Here is a 14,573-nt window from a genome sequence, read left to right as displayed (position 1 = left end):
ATCGGGTTTTTTCTGTCATGATGTATTCCTTTCCGGGGCGGGGGGCGCTGTCGCGTCGCCGCTTCGTGACGGGCGCGGCTGCCATGGGTGTGGCCGGGTCCTTTTGCCGGGCTGATGCGGCGGCGCTGACTGCCGTTCCGGAGCGGGCGGCTTCGCGTTTTTCTCTTTCTGTTGAGTCTGTGCCGGTTGTCATTGGCGGCAGGCGGGCGATGGCGACCGGGATCAACGGGTCGATGCCGGCGCCGACATTGCGGTGGCGGGAGGGCGATACGGTTGAGATCGCGGTGACGAACCGGCTTGATGAGACGACGTCGCTGCACTGGCATGGCATCCGGCTGCCGGCGGAGATGGACGGGGTGCCGGGGCTGAGTTTTGCCGGGATCAGGCCGGGAGAGACGTTCACGTACCGGTTTCCGGTCCGGCAGAATGGCACGTACTGGTATCACAGCCATTCAGGGATGCAGGAGCAGACGGGGCTTTACGGGGCTCTGGTGATTGATCCTGCGGAGGGGCCGGTCCGGACGGCGGAGCGGGATTATGTTCTGGTTCTGTCGGACTGGACGGATGCTGACCCGGAGCAGATTGTCTCCAATCTGAAATTCCAGAGCGATTACTACAATTTCCGGCAACGCACGGTCGGTACATTTGTGCGGGATGCGGCGCGCGAAGGGCTGAGAGCTACTGTTCGGGACCGGCTGCGCTGGGGCGCGATGAACATGGCGCCGACTGATATTTCGGACGTATCCGGCATTATTTACACTTATCTGATGAACGGACAGCCGCCGGAGACGGGGTGGACGGGGCTGTTCCGCCCGGGTGAACGGGTGCGGCTGCGGGTGATTAACGCGGCTTCGATGACGCTTTTTGATGTGCGGATTCCGGGGCTGGTGATGCAGGTCGTATCGGCGGACGGGCGGGAGGTTGAGCCGGTTCCGGTGGATGAGTTCCGGATCGGACCGGCTGAGACGTATGACGTGATCGTGCGGCCGGAAGGGGCGGGGCCGTGGACGGTGTTTGTGCAGTCGGAGGATCGCACCGGCTATGCGCGGGGGACGCTGGCGGTGCGACCCGGAGCGCTGGGACCGGTGCCGCCGATGGACCCGCGTCCGCTGCGGACGATGGTGGATATGGGGATGGGTGGCATGGATGCGGGCCATGCCGGTATGGATATGGGCCATGACTCAGGACATCGGGGAGCAAAGGCATCCGGTGACATGTCTGACGCCATGCCGGGAATGGATCATGGCGGCGGACATATGGCGCAGATGGAGATGCCGGACTCCATGCCTCAGGCCATGAAAGATGGGAGGACAGCAGGACGGTCTCTGCGCGAGGGGGTGGAGGTTCAGAGCGTTGCGATGATGCCGCGTGACCGGTCTGGCGAGCCTGGCGCCGGGCTGGAGGGGAACGGGCGGCGCTGTCTGACCTATGCGGATCTGCGGGCGACGCGTGCGGGTAACGATCCGCGTCCGCCGTCCCGCGAGATTACGCTGCATCTGACGGGAAACATGCAGCGGTTTATCTGGGGGTTCGACGGGAAGAAATTCTCGGAGGCGGAGCCGGTGCGGCTTTCAGCGGGAGAGCGGGTCCGGTTCATTCTGATCAATGACACGATGATGGAGCATCCGATCCATCTGCATGGGTTCTGGAGCGAGCTGGAGAACGGGCAGGGGGCGTTCCGGCCGTATAAGCATACGCTGACGGTGAAGCCGGGGGAGCGTCTGAGTTATCTGGTAACGGCGGATGTGCCGGGATTGTGGGCGTATCACTGTCATCTTCTCTACCACATGGAAGTAGGGATGTTCCGCACGGTGGTGGTGTCATGAGGGGGAGGGTGGCCGTGGGGCTGGCGGCGCTGGTGCTCTCTTCCGTTCCGGCGCTGGCGCATGACATGGCCGGGATGGAGATGTCGGGTATGGAGATGCCTGGCATGGCGGTGTCTGGCGTGAACGGGGGTGACGGGAAGAAGCCGGCAGGGTCACGGCAGGCTGCTGCGGTGTCCCATGTGTCCGGTAAGGTGGCGCGGCATCCTGCTCCGGAACGTGGGGTGCCGGTGTCACGGTCACGTCCGGTGTCATATATTGGCGGTATTCAACCGGTGATGGATCACATGCTGTATGCGCATGCGATTCTTGATGAATTTGAGGCGCGTTATAACGGGCGTGGCGGTGCGTTCCGTTATGACGGTCAGGGCTGGTACGGAACGGATTACGATAAGCTCTGGATAAAATCGGAGGGGACGGTCGGACGGAACGGTCGTTTCGGGGACGGGGATCACGAGATTCTCTATGATCGTGCGGTTTCGCGTTATTTCGATGTGCAGACCGGTGTCAGGCTCGATATCGACAATGGACCGGTCCGGCCGTGGGGGGCTGTCGGGATTCAGGGGCTGGCGCTCTACTTTTTTGATCTGGAAGCGACGGCGTATTTCAGCGACCGTGGCGCGGCCGGACGTCTTCAGGGATCGTATGACATTCTGCTGACGAACCGGCTGATTCTGCAGCCTCAGGCCGAGCTGAATTTCTATTCGGGGGCGGACCGGGCGCGCGGGGTGGGGCGGGGATTTTCTGAGTTCGATACCGGGCTGCGACTCCGGTACGAATGGTTTCGCAAGCTCGCTCCCTATATTGGCATCACGTATTCGGGCCAGGCCGGTCAGGCGGCTGATATCGCGAGGCGTCAGAATTCCGTGGTGCGGGATGTGGTCGTGACGTTTGGTCTGCGGGCGTGGTTCTGACTGCTTTCACGTGATGCGGTGTGTTGTCCGGTTATGGGATCGCGGTGTTGTGCGGTGTCCGGCGAAATGGAGAAGACGGGGCCGGGTCGCGGGTCGGGTTAATCGGAAATTAACCGTTTTGGTGAATCGTAAGAGCCAACCCGTGCGTTGGGAGCAGTCTTCGAGCGCCCCGGTAGAGAGACGGGTCTCTCTCTGACGATATGACAGGATGAAAACACATGGTTACAGTTATGCACAAGGTCCGTGCCTTCTTCGGTGACCGGGAAGGTGTTACGGCAATCGAATACGCGCTCATCGCCGGGCTGATCGCGGTTGTTGCTTTCGGATCGATGAAATTCCTCGGTTCCAACCTGAGTGCGCTGTTTGGCACGATTGGCAGCTCGATCGCCACGGCGCCGTCCACGACTTCAGGCTGACGCGGTTCTTTCGGTTACTGTATAGAAAACAGAAGATGCTGCAGGATATTATTTTTTTTGCGGTATCTTCTGTTCTTTTATTCTCTGCTCTGACGGATCTGAGGGCGCGAACGATTTACAATTCCGCTTCCGGAATTGTGTTGCTTCTGTCTTTTCTGTCTGCCTGGAACAGGGGTGGAATTCCTGCGGGTTCTTTTATCTTTCTTATTCTTGCGCCGTTTTTCTATGCATTATGGGTTTTACGCATTCTCGGTGGTGGCGACGTAAAGTTGCTGGCCGCTCTTATACCGCTTGTTCCCCCGTCACATCTCTTCGGGCTGTTTTTCTCTATCGCGCTGGCCGGTGCCGTTCTGGCTGTTTTCTATGTCATTTACTTCTTTCTGGCATCAGGAATGCGACGATGCTGGCGGAGTGATTCGCTGTGTCCCGCAGGAGCGTTACAGGTCGGGGTTTCGCCGCATATGCCGGGTCTGCCTTATGGCGTTGCGATTGCAGTCGGGACGATAGCGAATATAACAAATCTGATTGGGTAAACTATGGGAATACATAAGTACATTACATATGTCTGCATAGTTGTCCTTACTGTCCTGTCGATCTTCCTTCTTATTAAATTATCGCTTCATCAGACAGCTGCGCCGTCAAGGCCTGTTCCTGTTATAAAGCCCGAACCGACGGTTAAAATTCTTACCGCGAAACGGCAGCTTTTTCCCGGTGAGATTTTACGGGACGAAGATTTGTCCGATCAGTCTGTCCCGCAGTCGTTCAGATCGTTCGGGGCATTGCTCAGTACTCAGCGTAAGGATTTCATCGGGACGCTTCTCCGTGTTGCGCTTCCGAAAGGGGCGCAGCTGCGGGGTGACGATGTCGTGCATCCGGGGGAAGGCGGCTTTCTTGCAGCGCTTCTTGCGCCGGGATCGCGTGGTGTATCCGTGTCTGTCGATCCGGCCAGCGCGGCTGACGGTCTGATCTGGCCCGGGGACTATGTGGATGTGATTCTTCTGCCGAATTCCGGGAATGCGTCGTCATCAGGCCACAGTGCGGCCTCGCAGACGATCCTTGAAAATGTGCATGTTGTTGCGATTGATCAGACCGTCATCCGTGGGAAAAACCCTTCGCTGCCGAATCAGACAGCCCGTACGGCTGCCCTCGAACTTTCTCCGAAAAATGCACAGAAATTAGCACTTGCTCAGAAACTCGGGCGTATCGTTCTCGCATTGCGGCCGCTGATTCAGCCGGAAGGAAAGGCGTCCATACCGGATGCCACGTGGAACGAAGATATCTTTGATGCAAGTGCTCCGCCCGAAAACTCTGCCAGCGACCGGAAAACTTCTGGTGTCGAATCCATGCGGGTCTTCAACGGGCTCGAGGAAGTCACCAATGCGCATTGAGATCGGACGCATCTGGCGAAGATTTCAGAAGCCGGTCGTCTGTGGCGTTGTGGTTTTCTGCATGTCCTTCGCGGTTCCGTCTTCCGCGCGGGCGCCTGCTGCTGTCACGCTTGAGGTGGGAACGGGAAAACTTCTGGAGCTGAAAGACAGTGTTGCGACTGCGTTCGCGGCCGATCCGAAAGTTGCTGAGGTCAGGCCGGCAAATTCAACGACGCTTTTCGTTTTTGGAACGGGACCCGGTCAGACGACGATTTCCGCTGCCGATGCGGGGGGGCATCCGGTTGCGCAGTACACGGTCGTTGTAAATCCGGCGCAGTATCCGGCGACTCAGCTGCGTGAGGTGGCGCATCAGGAAAATGCCGCGCAGCTGCATCCGCGAATGGGGCCGGGTGGGATAACCGTAAACGGAGTCGCGCCGGATGCTGAAAGCGCCGAGCGTGCTGTCGCCGCGGCGCAGGATGAGGCTGGTAAGGGCGAGGTTTACGACCGCATGCGGCTTTCCGGGTCGGTTCAGGTAAATCTCCAGGTCCAGGTTGTGGAGATGTCCCGGCAGATGGTGCGTGAGCTGGGTGTGCAGTGGGAAAATGTGAATGCTCTGGGGACGAGTGCCGCGATCGGCCTCGCCACTATGAGCCCGCTTGCCACGATGGCGTCCAGTGCAAGCAGTTTCTCTTTTCTGTCCCGGTTTCGCATCGCCGGCCGGCCGACGACGCTTGAGACGGTTATTGATGCCCTCGCGCAGGATCAGCTGGTGCATATGCTGGCTGAGCCCAATCTGACGACGATGAGTGGCGAGCCGGCCAGCTTTCTTGTTGGCGGCGAATATCCGATTCCGATATCGTCTTATAACAACACGGTTTCTGTGCAGTATAAGCAGTATGGCGTCTCGCTCTCCTTTATCCCCACGGTTCTGACCGGCGGACGTATCAACCTGCATGTGCGGCCGGAGGTCAGTCAGCTGACCAGCACGGGTGCGGTTTCGTTTGGGGAGGGCAGTAACTCCATCAGTATTCCGGCTCTGACAGTCAGTCGTGTCGATACGACTGTGGAGCTGGGGAGTGGCCAGAGTTTCGCAATTGCGGGGCTTTTTCAGGATAATACCACGACTGCGAATCTTGGCCTGCCTGGCCTGAGCGACGTTCCTATTCTGGGGGCGCTTTTTCGCTCGAACAGCTTTCAGCATAATCAGAGCGAGCTCGTGATTATTGTCACGCCGTATGTCGTGCGGCCGGTTTCAAGTCCGGATGTGCTGGCCAGGCCGAACGACAAATGGACACCGCCGAACGATTATGAACGCGTTCTCGCGGGATCTCTTGCCGGCAAACGGACGCGGCGTGATGTGCTGCGGCAGCAGCAGGGAGCAGCTGTGCCTGCGCCGTCTGAGCCGCTCGATATCGGTTTTATGGTGGACTGAGATGCGGATATGTCTGGTAAAATCAACACTGTTCACATCTGGTCTGCTGATTCTGTCGGGATGCGCCGGAGCCGATCCGCTCTATATGTCCGACCGGTGGAATCTGCCGAGCGCGAATTCCCGTAATCTTGTTCTTCAGGTCGCGGAGCCCTCCGATCTCCGTTCCGGTCGTTCGGACCCGACATATGACGCGACGCTCGCTGCCAATGCCGTGAAACGTCTTCGTGACGGAAAGATAAAGAAAATCGAGAGTACGGCCGTCACGCAGATTGGCAACAGTCAGTCCGGGGGCGGGGGAGGCGGTTCATAATGAGCCAGGCGAAATCTCTTGAACTGTCTTCGTCACTGGAGTCGTCAAAGAAAAGCTCCGGACATGACAGCCAGATACAGGCGTTTGTTTCCGACCCTGCCAGTGAAAATGTGCTGCGGGAGGTTCTCGATGAATTTCAGCCCGGGAATTTCAGTCTTTCCTGCCTGACCTGCGCGCAGGCGACGGGCCGGCTGCGTCGCGGATCGACGCCGAAGATTCTGATTATCGACGTTGCCGGTGAGGATCAGCCGATAACGTCTCTTGTTGATCTGGCGAATACGCTTGAACCGGATGTCAGGGTTCTTGTTATCGGTGACCGGCAGGACGCGAATTTCTATCGGCAGCTCACTCGTGGTCTGGGTGTGGCCGAATATCTCTATAAGCCGCTCAACCGTTCGATGGTCGCGAGATTTTTCGGGCCGTTTCTGACTGACGGGGATTACGAGCCGGAAACGACCCGTGGCGGACGTGTTCTGGGTTTTCTGAGTGCGCGCGGAGGAGCGGGGGCGACGACGATTGCTGCGAATCTTGCCTGGTATCTGGGTGAGGTTGCGCGTCGCCATACGCTTATTCTGGACGCCGATCTCTATACCGGATCTGTGTCCGTGCTTCTTGGAACGAAGACGGACGGAGGTCTCCGGACAGCGTTTGAATCGCCGCAACGCGTCGATGAACTGTTCATTGAGCGAAGCGCGCAGCGTATCGGGGAGCGCTGCGATGTTCTCGGGAGTCAGGTCGATCTGTCTGAATCCGTTCCGGTCGCGTCGAACGGGCCGCGTCATCTTATCAGTATATTAAAGAAGAAATATAATTTCGTTATTGCGGATATTCCGGACTTTCTTGAGGAAGTCAACAGAAACATCATAGATATCTGTGATCAGAGGGTGGTTATTCTTGATCCGACGCTTCCGTCGTTAAGAGATACGTTAAGGATCGTGGCGGCGTCCAGAAGCAGCACGCATGGTGTCAGGCCGCTTATTGTGCTCAATAAATTCGGGCAGCCCGGAAGTCTCTCTTTGTCTGAGATCGCGAACGGTCTTGGAAGACAGCCCGATGTCGTCGTGCCGTTTCTGCCCAAAATCCTGAATGAAGCGGAGATTTCCGGCTATCCGGCGGTCAGGAACAGAAGCGCCTTCAGGTCTTCCATTGAACTGCTTGCCCAGGAGGCGGCGTCTGTGAGTGCGAATGAGAGATCTGCGGAACGGGGTTCGTTCACGCGTTTCGTCACTGATTTCATCGGGAGAATCCGGAAATGACCATTCCTCCGTCCTTTGGAAAGAAGACGGCGGTATCGCCACAGCCGGTCGAGATCGTAAGAAATAATTCGGTTTCTCACACGTCGGAAGTTGTGGCGCAGTCGGCGGAATTACATGGATTTTGTCTGGAGAGACTGGACCCGGCGGCCATTAACAAGCTGCCGCCGGAACGGCTCATGCTCGAGATTGAGCGTGTCGTTAACGAAATTGCCAATGAAAAACGGGTTCAGCTCAATGCGCGGGAGCAGAAATCCCTTGCCAATGATCTTGTCAACGACATGCTTGGGCTGGGGCCGATACAGCCTCTTCTCGACGACGATCAGATCACGGACATCATGGTCAATGGTCCGTATAAGGTCTTTGTTGAAAAAGCGGGAAAACTGGTCGACGCCAATGTAAATTTCAGAGATCGCCGTCATCTTATGGCAGTGAGTCAGCGCATTGCGTCGGCTGTCGGTCGCCGTATCGATGAATCGAGTCCCACGGTCGATGCGCGGCTGAGTGACGGATCGCGTGTCAATATTGTTTTTCCGCCTCTGGCGCTTGACGGCCCTTATGTGTCGATCCGAAAGTTTTCTAAGAAAAAGATAGATTTTAAAAAGCTTGTCGAGAATGGAAGCTGTTCCGTACAGATTGCGAGAATCCTTGAGATAGCATCGCGCATCCGGCTTAATGTGATCATATCGGGTGGAACCGGTTCCGGTAAGACGACGCTGATGAACGCCATGTCCCGTCTTATCGATCCGGGTGAGCGTGTTGTGACGGTTGAGGATGCGGCGGAACTTCAGTTTCAGCAGCCGCATGTTGTTCGTCTGGAGACACGGCCGCCCTCTATTGAGGGAACAGGTGAAATTACGCAGCGTGATCTGGTGAAGAACGCGCTCAGAATGCGTCCGGACCGGATCATTATTGGTGAGGTCCGCGGCTCGGAGGCGTTTGACATGCTTCAGGCGATGAATACCGGGCATGACGGGAGCATGTCGACGATCCATGCGAACTCGACGCGAGACGCCATCACTCGAATTGAAAATATGGTGCAGATGGGAAATATGGGTCTTCCTACATCATCGATCCGGACGCAGATTGTTGGTGCTGTCGATCTGATCGTGCAGATCGAGCGGCAGCGCGACGGGGTCCGGCGGATTGTTCAGGTCACGGATGTTGCCGGTCTTGAAGGCGATGTCGTGACATTAAACGACATTATGACGTTCAGTATTGATGGCGAGGGACATGATGGTAAAATCATGGGTCATTATAATATATCGCGCGCGCGCCCCAGTTTTCACAGTACCTTAACATATTTTCAGCTTGATAAAGTCTGGGTGAATGCGCTTGGGGATTAAACCGGAATATGTTCGGTCTTTTTGGTCTCGAATGTGCGCTGGTTATTATTGTTGTCTGCAATATAGCGGCGTTCATCGCGTTTATGATCGAGCGGAACTGCAATCGGATTCGTTCAGCCCGGATTAGCTGGATTTCTGAAGATGATGTTGCCGTTGAGAAGTATAGTGCGACATCCATATTGGCTGTAAAAAAGCATAACAGAAGATATTACAGGATATTAAAAACCATAGCTGGTTTTGATTTTAACAGTTCTCTCTATACGAGGGAGTATATCTACAAAGTCTGTTTTATCGTGACATCCTGTGTCATTGTTCTGTCATTTGTGCTGGCATATTTTCTTGACAGAATTGCCATCGAGTGTGCGCCGTTTGAAAGTATCGCTGTTATAAGGCTTTATTTTACGAGGGTACAGGGTAAATATAATACGAAACTGACCGAGCAGATTCCTGAAGTGGTGGCCATGATGGCGCGCTGCCTTAAGGTTGGTGTGTCTCTTTCCAGAACGCTGGAGATTGTGGCGAGTCAGGCTCCGGACCCGACCAGAAGCCTGTTTCAGGATGTTGTCCATAAGGTTGCCGTTGGAAAAGAGCTTGGGGAGGCGCTGGAGGATCTGGCTGACAGTGGTGGAATAAAGGAATACAGGTTTTTTTCCATTATTGTCAGGCTTCAGAGCAGAACCGGCGGAGGACTGGCGGAAATTCTGGACAGTTTTGCGACGACGATCAGGAAACGCCTTCAGGCGAGGAAGAAAGCCTTTGCGCTGGCGTCTGAGGCGAGAACGAGCTGTTACGTTCTGGCCGGCCTGCCGATATTCATGGCGATTCTTATGGGAGTTATGAACCCAAAATATATTTCCGTTCTGTATACGACGAAGACCGGTCTTGAGATGCTATATACGGCGGTGGCGTTATTTATCATGGGAATTGTATCGATGTTTTCGATTACAAAGTTCACCCTGAGATAGAATAAATATCATGTATATAGCATTTATTCTGATTGTCTGTACATCGTTCGCGCTCGTCTGGGAGTTTGATCATTATCTGACCGGGCGGCGTAACCGGCTGACGCGAGTGTCGAAGATATGTGGTCGCACGGGCTATCGGACTGATGACGTTCAGGCAGAAAAAACCCTGCTGTGGAGGATATTTTCTGAAGTCGGGACGAAGCTTGTCCGGTCGGAGATGTTGCGGAATGCCATAGCGGCCAGTGCGCTGAAGAGCGGAGATCTTCAGCGGCTTGGGATCGACGTCGGGACGTTTGTCGCGGTGAAGATCGGTCTTTTCGCTCTGGCGGGCGGGGGTGGTTATTTTTTCTCTCTTATGACTGACAGACACGGTCTTTCGATGTTTCTGACAGTGGCGGTGCCGGCGGTAACGGGGCTTTTTTTGCCGGATTTTGTCATGCAGCAGAAGGTGAAACTGCATCTTCGCCGTGTGGATGCCGGGATGGCTGATGCGCTGGATCTGTTTCTGGTCTGTGCGGAGGCCGGGCTGGGTATGGAAACGAGTATGGAGCGCGTCGCGGCGGAGATGGTCAGTCTCAATAAGGATGTTGCTTACGAATTCAGGAAAACAGTTGATGAGCTGAGGGTGAATTCGGATCGATACAAGGTCATTGAGGATCTAGGCAAGCGGACGGGAGTGGAGGCGCTGCTTCGGCTGAGTGCGGCTCTGGGGCAGACGCTGGAGACGGGGGCGTCGCTGGGGTCGGTGCTGCGGGTTCTGGTTGCGGAAATTCGGGAAGATACACTGATAAAATTTGAGTCCAGGGCGGCAAAGCTTTCAGTTCTTTTAACATTTCCCATGATAGTGTTCTTATTGCCCTGTATGTTCATTGTTATTGCTGGTCCCGCGATCATAAATGTCATGGGCGCTCTCTCAAGGTGATCGATGATGGTGTCTGAGATATTTATAAAAATGCGTGATTATTTATCGTCTGTTGTTTTGGTTGCGGGAGTTCTTGGACTGTGTTCCTGTGCGCATCCGGCGAATACAGCCGCTCTGGAAAAGCAGCTTGCCGTTTATGATATCGAGATAAAGAATGGAGAGGCGATAAAGATTATTTCCGATCTTAACAGATTAAATTATGAAAATCCGGATAATCCGGAAATTCTGCTCAGGCTGGCTGATCTTAACGCATCGCTTGGCAGGAATAATGCGGCGGTGCAGCTTTATAAGAAATGCCTTGCGCAGTCGCCGGATCTGCGTGACGCGTGGCGGGGTCTTGTAAAGATATATCTGAAGTCCGAACCGGGACAGGCGCTGTCTCTTCTTGAGAAAATGAAGACGCTGTATCCGGGGGACGCGGAGATTCTGAATGATTACGGTGTCGCGCTTGATCTGAACGGGCGATATATTGAGGCGCAGAATGTTTATGCGACGGCGATTAATCTCGATCCGACGCTGATATCGGCGGAGGTCAATCTTGGTCTTTCGATGGCTTTGTCCGGCCAGAAAGAGAAAGGGCTGGCGCTGATCAGGCCCTATGCCCAGGCGGCGGATGCGACGCCGCGGACGCGGGAGAACTATGCTGTCGCGCTGATTGCGAACGGAAGAACTGACGAGGCTCGGGCGGTTCTGTCGGATTATATGCCGCCGGCTGCTGTTCCTGGCATGTTGCAGAAACTGACGGATTTTCTGAAGGTGCATAATTCGGGCTGATTTTCTGGCCCGGATCAGGCTTTCGTTGTGCGGGCGAGTATCTTTGGGAGAGTTCGGAGCGTTTGGCGGGTTTCTGGTGTGGTCTGTTGTGAGCTGGAAAAGGTTTGTGGCCATGGGAAACCGGGATGATAAACAGATCGGGGTGCAGGGGTCTACGACCCCTGCCGGGTTCGGGCGGAGCCCGGCCTGTGTGTTGATCTGGAAGCGAGCCCGACTGGTGCTGCATGACAGCAGCGCTGTTGTAAGGGCGTTTTTATATCTGGGAGCAGATGTGCGGTAGCGGTTTCGGGGTGCTGCAAAGGGACGTGGTCCCTTTGATGCCGGGTGTTAACATAAACGGGGTGAAGGGGACTGTGTCCCCTTTCGGGTGCAGGGCAGAGCCCTGCTCTGTCTTCCGTTTTGCCAGGGACATGGATGGTTTGGAGGCTTTACCGCGAGCCCTGCGGAAGGGCGGGGTCCTTTGATCATGGTTTGTCAGAGATTGTTTCAGGAGCCTTATGCCTGAAGATGTTTATAACAGAACGATAATGTTATGTTTTTTGCATCCTGCTTATCTGTTCGCCTCAGCCGGTATCGGAGAGCATTTTCCGATAAGTCTTTTATAAAAAACAAAAGTTTTTGGGCGCCGCCTTTTTTTTCAAAAAGGCGGTGTCTTCTGAAGCTTCTTGGAAAAAGCTTCACCAAAAACTTCTTTGTAATTTACAGTGAGGTTTACGGGCAGGCTTTTGAGGCGGTCTCTTAAATTAAATGCGATGACGGACGCGTCGTGCGCCGGCATGGCCGGGCGTGATGGTCCCTTCCGGTGCAGGATGCGGAGCTTTGTCCTGTTTTCTGTCTGCAAAAGCAGATGAACGCCTGAATAATGAGGGGCAGGAGAACGCGCCTGCTGCCAGGGGGCAAGGACCCTGGCGCTTTCGTGCAGGTTAGCGGCAGGGCATGCCGGGATTATTCCTCGCCCAGGACTTCTTTTGCGCGGCGGACGACGGTTTCGTATTCGTCGTCGGTCAGTTCGCCGCGGTGGTGGAATTCGCTGGCGCGGGCGAGGGCGTCTCGTGCGTGGGTTTTGTCGGGGATCGGATAGCGCCGGCCGGGGAGGGCGAACGCGCTGTCGGGAAGGGCGTTGCGTTCTTCCGTGCTCAGTTTTGACATGACAGTCTCTCCTTTCTGGCCTTTCTGGAAACCGGCCTTTCCGGTCCCGGAGGATATCGGGTGTTGCTGCCGCGCTGAAGTGTTGTCGGAACGGGACTGGTCTTACTGACGGGAATACTGTTCGGCTTCCTCGATTTCATCAAGTTCCGCCATGGCGGCTTCGGCGCTGACGGTAGCCACGTTTGCGGCGGGAGCAAAGCCTGGTGTGGGTGTTGCGTGGCGTTGCAGGTGGCCGACGACGCGAAAGGCGGTTGCGATGGCGACGGCGCCGAAGATGACGCTTCCGAGGGCCTGTCCGATCTGTACGCCCTGGGCGCCGTAACGGGCGCCCCAGGCGACAAAGGGAATGGTGCCGAGTGTGGCGCGGCCCCAGTTGAACAATGTTGAGTAAAGCGGGTGGCCGAGATTGTTGAAGGCGGCGTTTGCGACGAAGAGCATGCCGATGAACAGGTAACCGGCGACGGTCCATGAACAGAACAGATGGATCAGGGCCGCGCCGTCGCCGCGGGCGTGGAATCCGGCGACGAGAAGACTCTGATTGAGGGCCAGCAGAATCCAGGTGCAGGCGACGCAGAGGCTGACCAGTTTCAGCGACGAGACCAGGACTTCATGCACGCGGTGTGGTTTTTCCGCTCCGAGATTCTGGGACATGATGGGGCCGACGGCGCCGGTCAGGGCGAAGACGAAGGAGAAGGCCACGACCACGATGCGGTCCACGGAGGCCTGACCGCCGACGGCGTCCAGGCCGAAGCGGGCCATATGTTCCGTGACCCAGGCGGCGCCGACCGGTGTGGCGAGGTTGGTCATGATGGCGGGCAGTGCGATTTTACCGACCAGCCGGGTGTCGTTCAGGATGGCGCCCGGGCGGGGCCAGGTGAGAATATCGTGTGCGCAGGCGCCGCGCAGGCCGAGAAACAGGACGGCGAGGCGTGAGAGGACAGAGCTGATTGCGGCGCCGGTCAGGCCTTCGTGGAATCCGAGAATGAGGATCGGGTCGAGGAAGGCGGTCAGCACGGCGCCGGCGAGAGTGACGTTCATGGATCGTTTTGCGTCGCCCACGGCCCGCATGAGGGCGGAGCTGGCCATGCCCAGCGCCACGGAGGGCAGGAAGGGCGAGACGACGCGGAGATAGGTTGTGGCCTGGGTCATCGCGTCGCCGGACGCGCCGAGCAGGCGCAGGATCGGATGGGCGAGGATGGCTGTCGCGCAGCCGAGGACGAGGCTCAGCACGAAGGTGGTGAAGAAGAAGGAGGAGGCGATGCGGCGGGCGGCTTCGAACCGGCCGCAGCCGATTTCGCGGCCGATGGAGGCGCCGAGTCCGATGGTCATGCCGATCGACACGGCGATCTGGATGCCTCCGACGGCGCCGGCAAATCCGATGGCGGCGGTCAGCGCGGGGTCGCCGAGGTGAGCGATATAGATCATGTTCAGCATGTCGACGGCGAAGACGGCCATCAGGCCGATTGCGCCGGTGCCGGACATGACGAGAACATGTCGCATGATGCTGCCGGTCACGAAGCAGGCTCCGCGCCCCGGCGCTGATTTTCCGCTCATTCGATCCTGTCCGCCCGGATGGGCTCCGGGGCAGTTTGCTCTGTTCCTCAAGCTGTAACATGATCTGTTGCGGACGCGAATGCCGTAAACTTCAGAGGCTGTTTCATCAGTCTGCTCGTGAAACCTCCGGTAAATAATAAAGACGTTTCTGGTGAAGCTTTTTTCAGAAAGCTTCAGGGAACGCCGCCTTTTTGGAAAAAGGCGGCACCCAGAAACTTTTGTTTTTTTATCAGAGGCTTGTTGTAGGTGTTTTTTGAGGCTGGCTGCGATGGCAGGTTAGTGGGTTGAAAAAAAGAAGTATTATCAGGTTGTTATGAAATTTTTTATCTCTGCGGGTTTTTGAGG

Annotated in this window: 14 protein-coding genes; 12 read left to right on the top strand and 2 right to left on the bottom strand. The window is 56.3% G+C overall.

Features of this window, described 5'->3' with window-relative positions:
* The first annotated feature begins 17 nt into the window (after positions 1 to 17).
* The 12 genes from GOB93_RS09520 to GOB93_RS09465 all read left to right on the top strand — a co-directional run bounded on the left by GOB93_RS09520 (position 18) and on the right by GOB93_RS09465 (position 11,525).
* The gene (locus tag GOB93_RS09520) at positions 18 to 1,826 is read left to right on the top strand and encodes a copper resistance system multicopper oxidase (protein ID WP_173583266.1); all 1,809 of its coding nucleotides are present in this window, start codon (positions 18 to 20) and stop codon (positions 1,824 to 1,826) included.
* Positions 1,823 to 2,737, top strand: a complete 915-nt coding sequence (locus GOB93_RS09515) for a copper resistance protein B (protein ID WP_242010664.1) — start codon at positions 1,823 to 1,825, stop codon at positions 2,735 to 2,737. The genes GOB93_RS09520 and GOB93_RS09515 overlap by 4 nt, the downstream gene beginning before the upstream one ends.
* A gap of 218 nt (positions 2,738 to 2,955) precedes the next feature.
* Positions 2,956 to 3,153, top strand: coding sequence for a Flp family type IVb pilin (locus tag GOB93_RS21980; RefSeq protein WP_173583265.1), 198 nt, complete (start codon positions 2,956 to 2,958; stop codon positions 3,151 to 3,153).
* Positions 3,154 to 3,188: 35 nt separating this feature from the next.
* A complete protein-coding gene (locus tag GOB93_RS09505) occupies positions 3,189 to 3,686 on the top strand; it encodes an A24 family peptidase (RefSeq protein ID WP_173583264.1) in 498 nt (165 codons plus the stop codon).
* A 3-nt stretch (positions 3,687 to 3,689) separates the two neighbouring features.
* On the top strand, positions 3,690 to 4,541 hold the full coding sequence (cpaB, locus tag GOB93_RS09500; RefSeq protein ID WP_173583263.1) for a Flp pilus assembly protein CpaB: 852 nt from the start codon (positions 3,690 to 3,692) through the stop codon (positions 4,539 to 4,541).
* Positions 4,531 to 5,955: a type II and III secretion system protein family protein gene (locus GOB93_RS09495; protein ID WP_173583262.1), complete on the top strand. Its 1,425-nt coding sequence runs from the start codon at positions 4,531 to 4,533 to the stop codon at positions 5,953 to 5,955. Before cpaB ends, GOB93_RS09495 begins: the two co-directional genes overlap by 11 nt.
* Position 5,956: 1 nt before the next feature.
* Positions 5,957 to 6,265 (top strand): hypothetical protein, encoded by a 309-nt coding sequence (locus GOB93_RS09490; protein WP_173583261.1) that lies wholly within the window; start codon positions 5,957 to 5,959, stop codon positions 6,263 to 6,265.
* Positions 6,265 to 7,521, top strand: coding sequence for an AAA family ATPase (locus GOB93_RS09485; RefSeq protein WP_173583260.1), 1,257 nt, complete (start codon positions 6,265 to 6,267; stop codon positions 7,519 to 7,521). The genes GOB93_RS09490 and GOB93_RS09485 overlap by 1 nt, the downstream gene beginning before the upstream one ends.
* On the top strand, positions 7,518 to 8,864 hold the full coding sequence (locus GOB93_RS09480; protein WP_173583259.1) for a CpaF family protein: 1,347 nt from the start codon (positions 7,518 to 7,520) through the stop codon (positions 8,862 to 8,864). The genes GOB93_RS09485 and GOB93_RS09480 overlap by 4 nt, the downstream gene beginning before the upstream one ends.
* Before the next feature lie 8 nt (positions 8,865 to 8,872).
* Positions 8,873 to 9,829: a type II secretion system F family protein gene (locus GOB93_RS09475; RefSeq protein WP_173583258.1), complete on the top strand. Its 957-nt coding sequence runs from the start codon at positions 8,873 to 8,875 to the stop codon at positions 9,827 to 9,829.
* 10 nt (positions 9,830 to 9,839) lie between these two features.
* Positions 9,840 to 10,751, top strand: coding sequence for a type II secretion system F family protein (locus GOB93_RS09470; protein ID WP_173583257.1), 912 nt, complete (start codon positions 9,840 to 9,842; stop codon positions 10,749 to 10,751).
* Positions 10,752 to 10,781: 30 nt separating this feature from the next.
* Positions 10,782 to 11,525 (top strand): tetratricopeptide repeat protein, encoded by a 744-nt coding sequence (locus tag GOB93_RS09465; protein WP_173583256.1) that lies wholly within the window; start codon positions 10,782 to 10,784, stop codon positions 11,523 to 11,525.
* A 945-nt stretch (positions 11,526 to 12,470) separates the two neighbouring features.
* Here the strand turns inward: GOB93_RS09465 and GOB93_RS09460 are convergent.
* On the bottom strand, positions 12,471 to 12,674 hold the full coding sequence (locus tag GOB93_RS09460; protein WP_173583255.1) for a hypothetical protein: 204 nt from the start codon (positions 12,672 to 12,674) through the stop codon (positions 12,471 to 12,473).
* Between the two features lie 102 nt (positions 12,675 to 12,776).
* Complete coding sequence (locus GOB93_RS09455; protein ID WP_242010663.1) at positions 12,777 to 14,228, bottom strand: MATE family efflux transporter; 1,452 nt, start codon at positions 14,226 to 14,228, stop codon at positions 12,777 to 12,779.
* Between the last annotated feature and the right edge of the window lie 345 nt (positions 14,229 to 14,573).

This window comes from Acetobacter musti (assembly GCF_011516835.1).
Taxonomy (GTDB): domain Bacteria; phylum Pseudomonadota; class Alphaproteobacteria; order Acetobacterales; family Acetobacteraceae; genus Acetobacter; species Acetobacter musti.
Note: the sequence above shows the minus strand (reverse complement) of the source record. Positions and strands in the feature narration are given on the sequence as shown.

Bases quoted from the DNA above. Each gene is read 5' to 3' on its own strand.
- GOB93_RS09455 (WP_242010663.1), bottom strand. From the start codon at position 14,228: ATGAGCGGAAAATCAGCGCCGGGGCGCGGAGCCTGCTTCGTGACCGGC.
- GOB93_RS21980 (WP_173583265.1), top strand. From the start codon at position 2,956: ATGGTTACAGTTATGCACAAGGTCCGTGCCTTCTTCGGTGACCGGGAA.
- GOB93_RS09470 (WP_173583257.1), top strand. From the start codon at position 9,840: ATGTATATAGCATTTATTCTGATTGTCTGTACATCGTTCGCGCTCGTC.
- GOB93_RS09495 (WP_173583262.1), top strand. From the start codon at position 4,531: ATGCGCATTGAGATCGGACGCATCTGGCGAAGATTTCAGAAGCCGGTC.
- GOB93_RS09475 (WP_173583258.1), top strand. From the start codon at position 8,873: ATGTTCGGTCTTTTTGGTCTCGAATGTGCGCTGGTTATTATTGTTGTC.
- GOB93_RS09485 (WP_173583260.1), top strand. From the start codon at position 6,265: ATGAGCCAGGCGAAATCTCTTGAACTGTCTTCGTCACTGGAGTCGTCA.
- cpaB (WP_173583263.1), top strand. From the start codon at position 3,690: ATGGGAATACATAAGTACATTACATATGTCTGCATAGTTGTCCTTACT.
- GOB93_RS09515 (WP_242010664.1), top strand. From the start codon at position 1,823: ATGAGGGGGAGGGTGGCCGTGGGGCTGGCGGCGCTGGTGCTCTCTTCC.
- GOB93_RS09505 (WP_173583264.1), top strand. From the start codon at position 3,189: ATGCTGCAGGATATTATTTTTTTTGCGGTATCTTCTGTTCTTTTATTC.
- GOB93_RS09490 (WP_173583261.1), top strand. From the start codon at position 5,957: ATGCGGATATGTCTGGTAAAATCAACACTGTTCACATCTGGTCTGCTG.
- GOB93_RS09465 (WP_173583256.1), top strand. From the start codon at position 10,782: ATGCGTGATTATTTATCGTCTGTTGTTTTGGTTGCGGGAGTTCTTGGA.
- GOB93_RS09460 (WP_173583255.1), bottom strand. From the start codon at position 12,674: ATGTCAAAACTGAGCACGGAAGAACGCAACGCCCTTCCCGACAGCGCG.
- GOB93_RS09520 (WP_173583266.1), top strand. From the start codon at position 18: ATGATGTATTCCTTTCCGGGGCGGGGGGCGCTGTCGCGTCGCCGCTTC.
- GOB93_RS09480 (WP_173583259.1), top strand. From the start codon at position 7,518: ATGACCATTCCTCCGTCCTTTGGAAAGAAGACGGCGGTATCGCCACAG.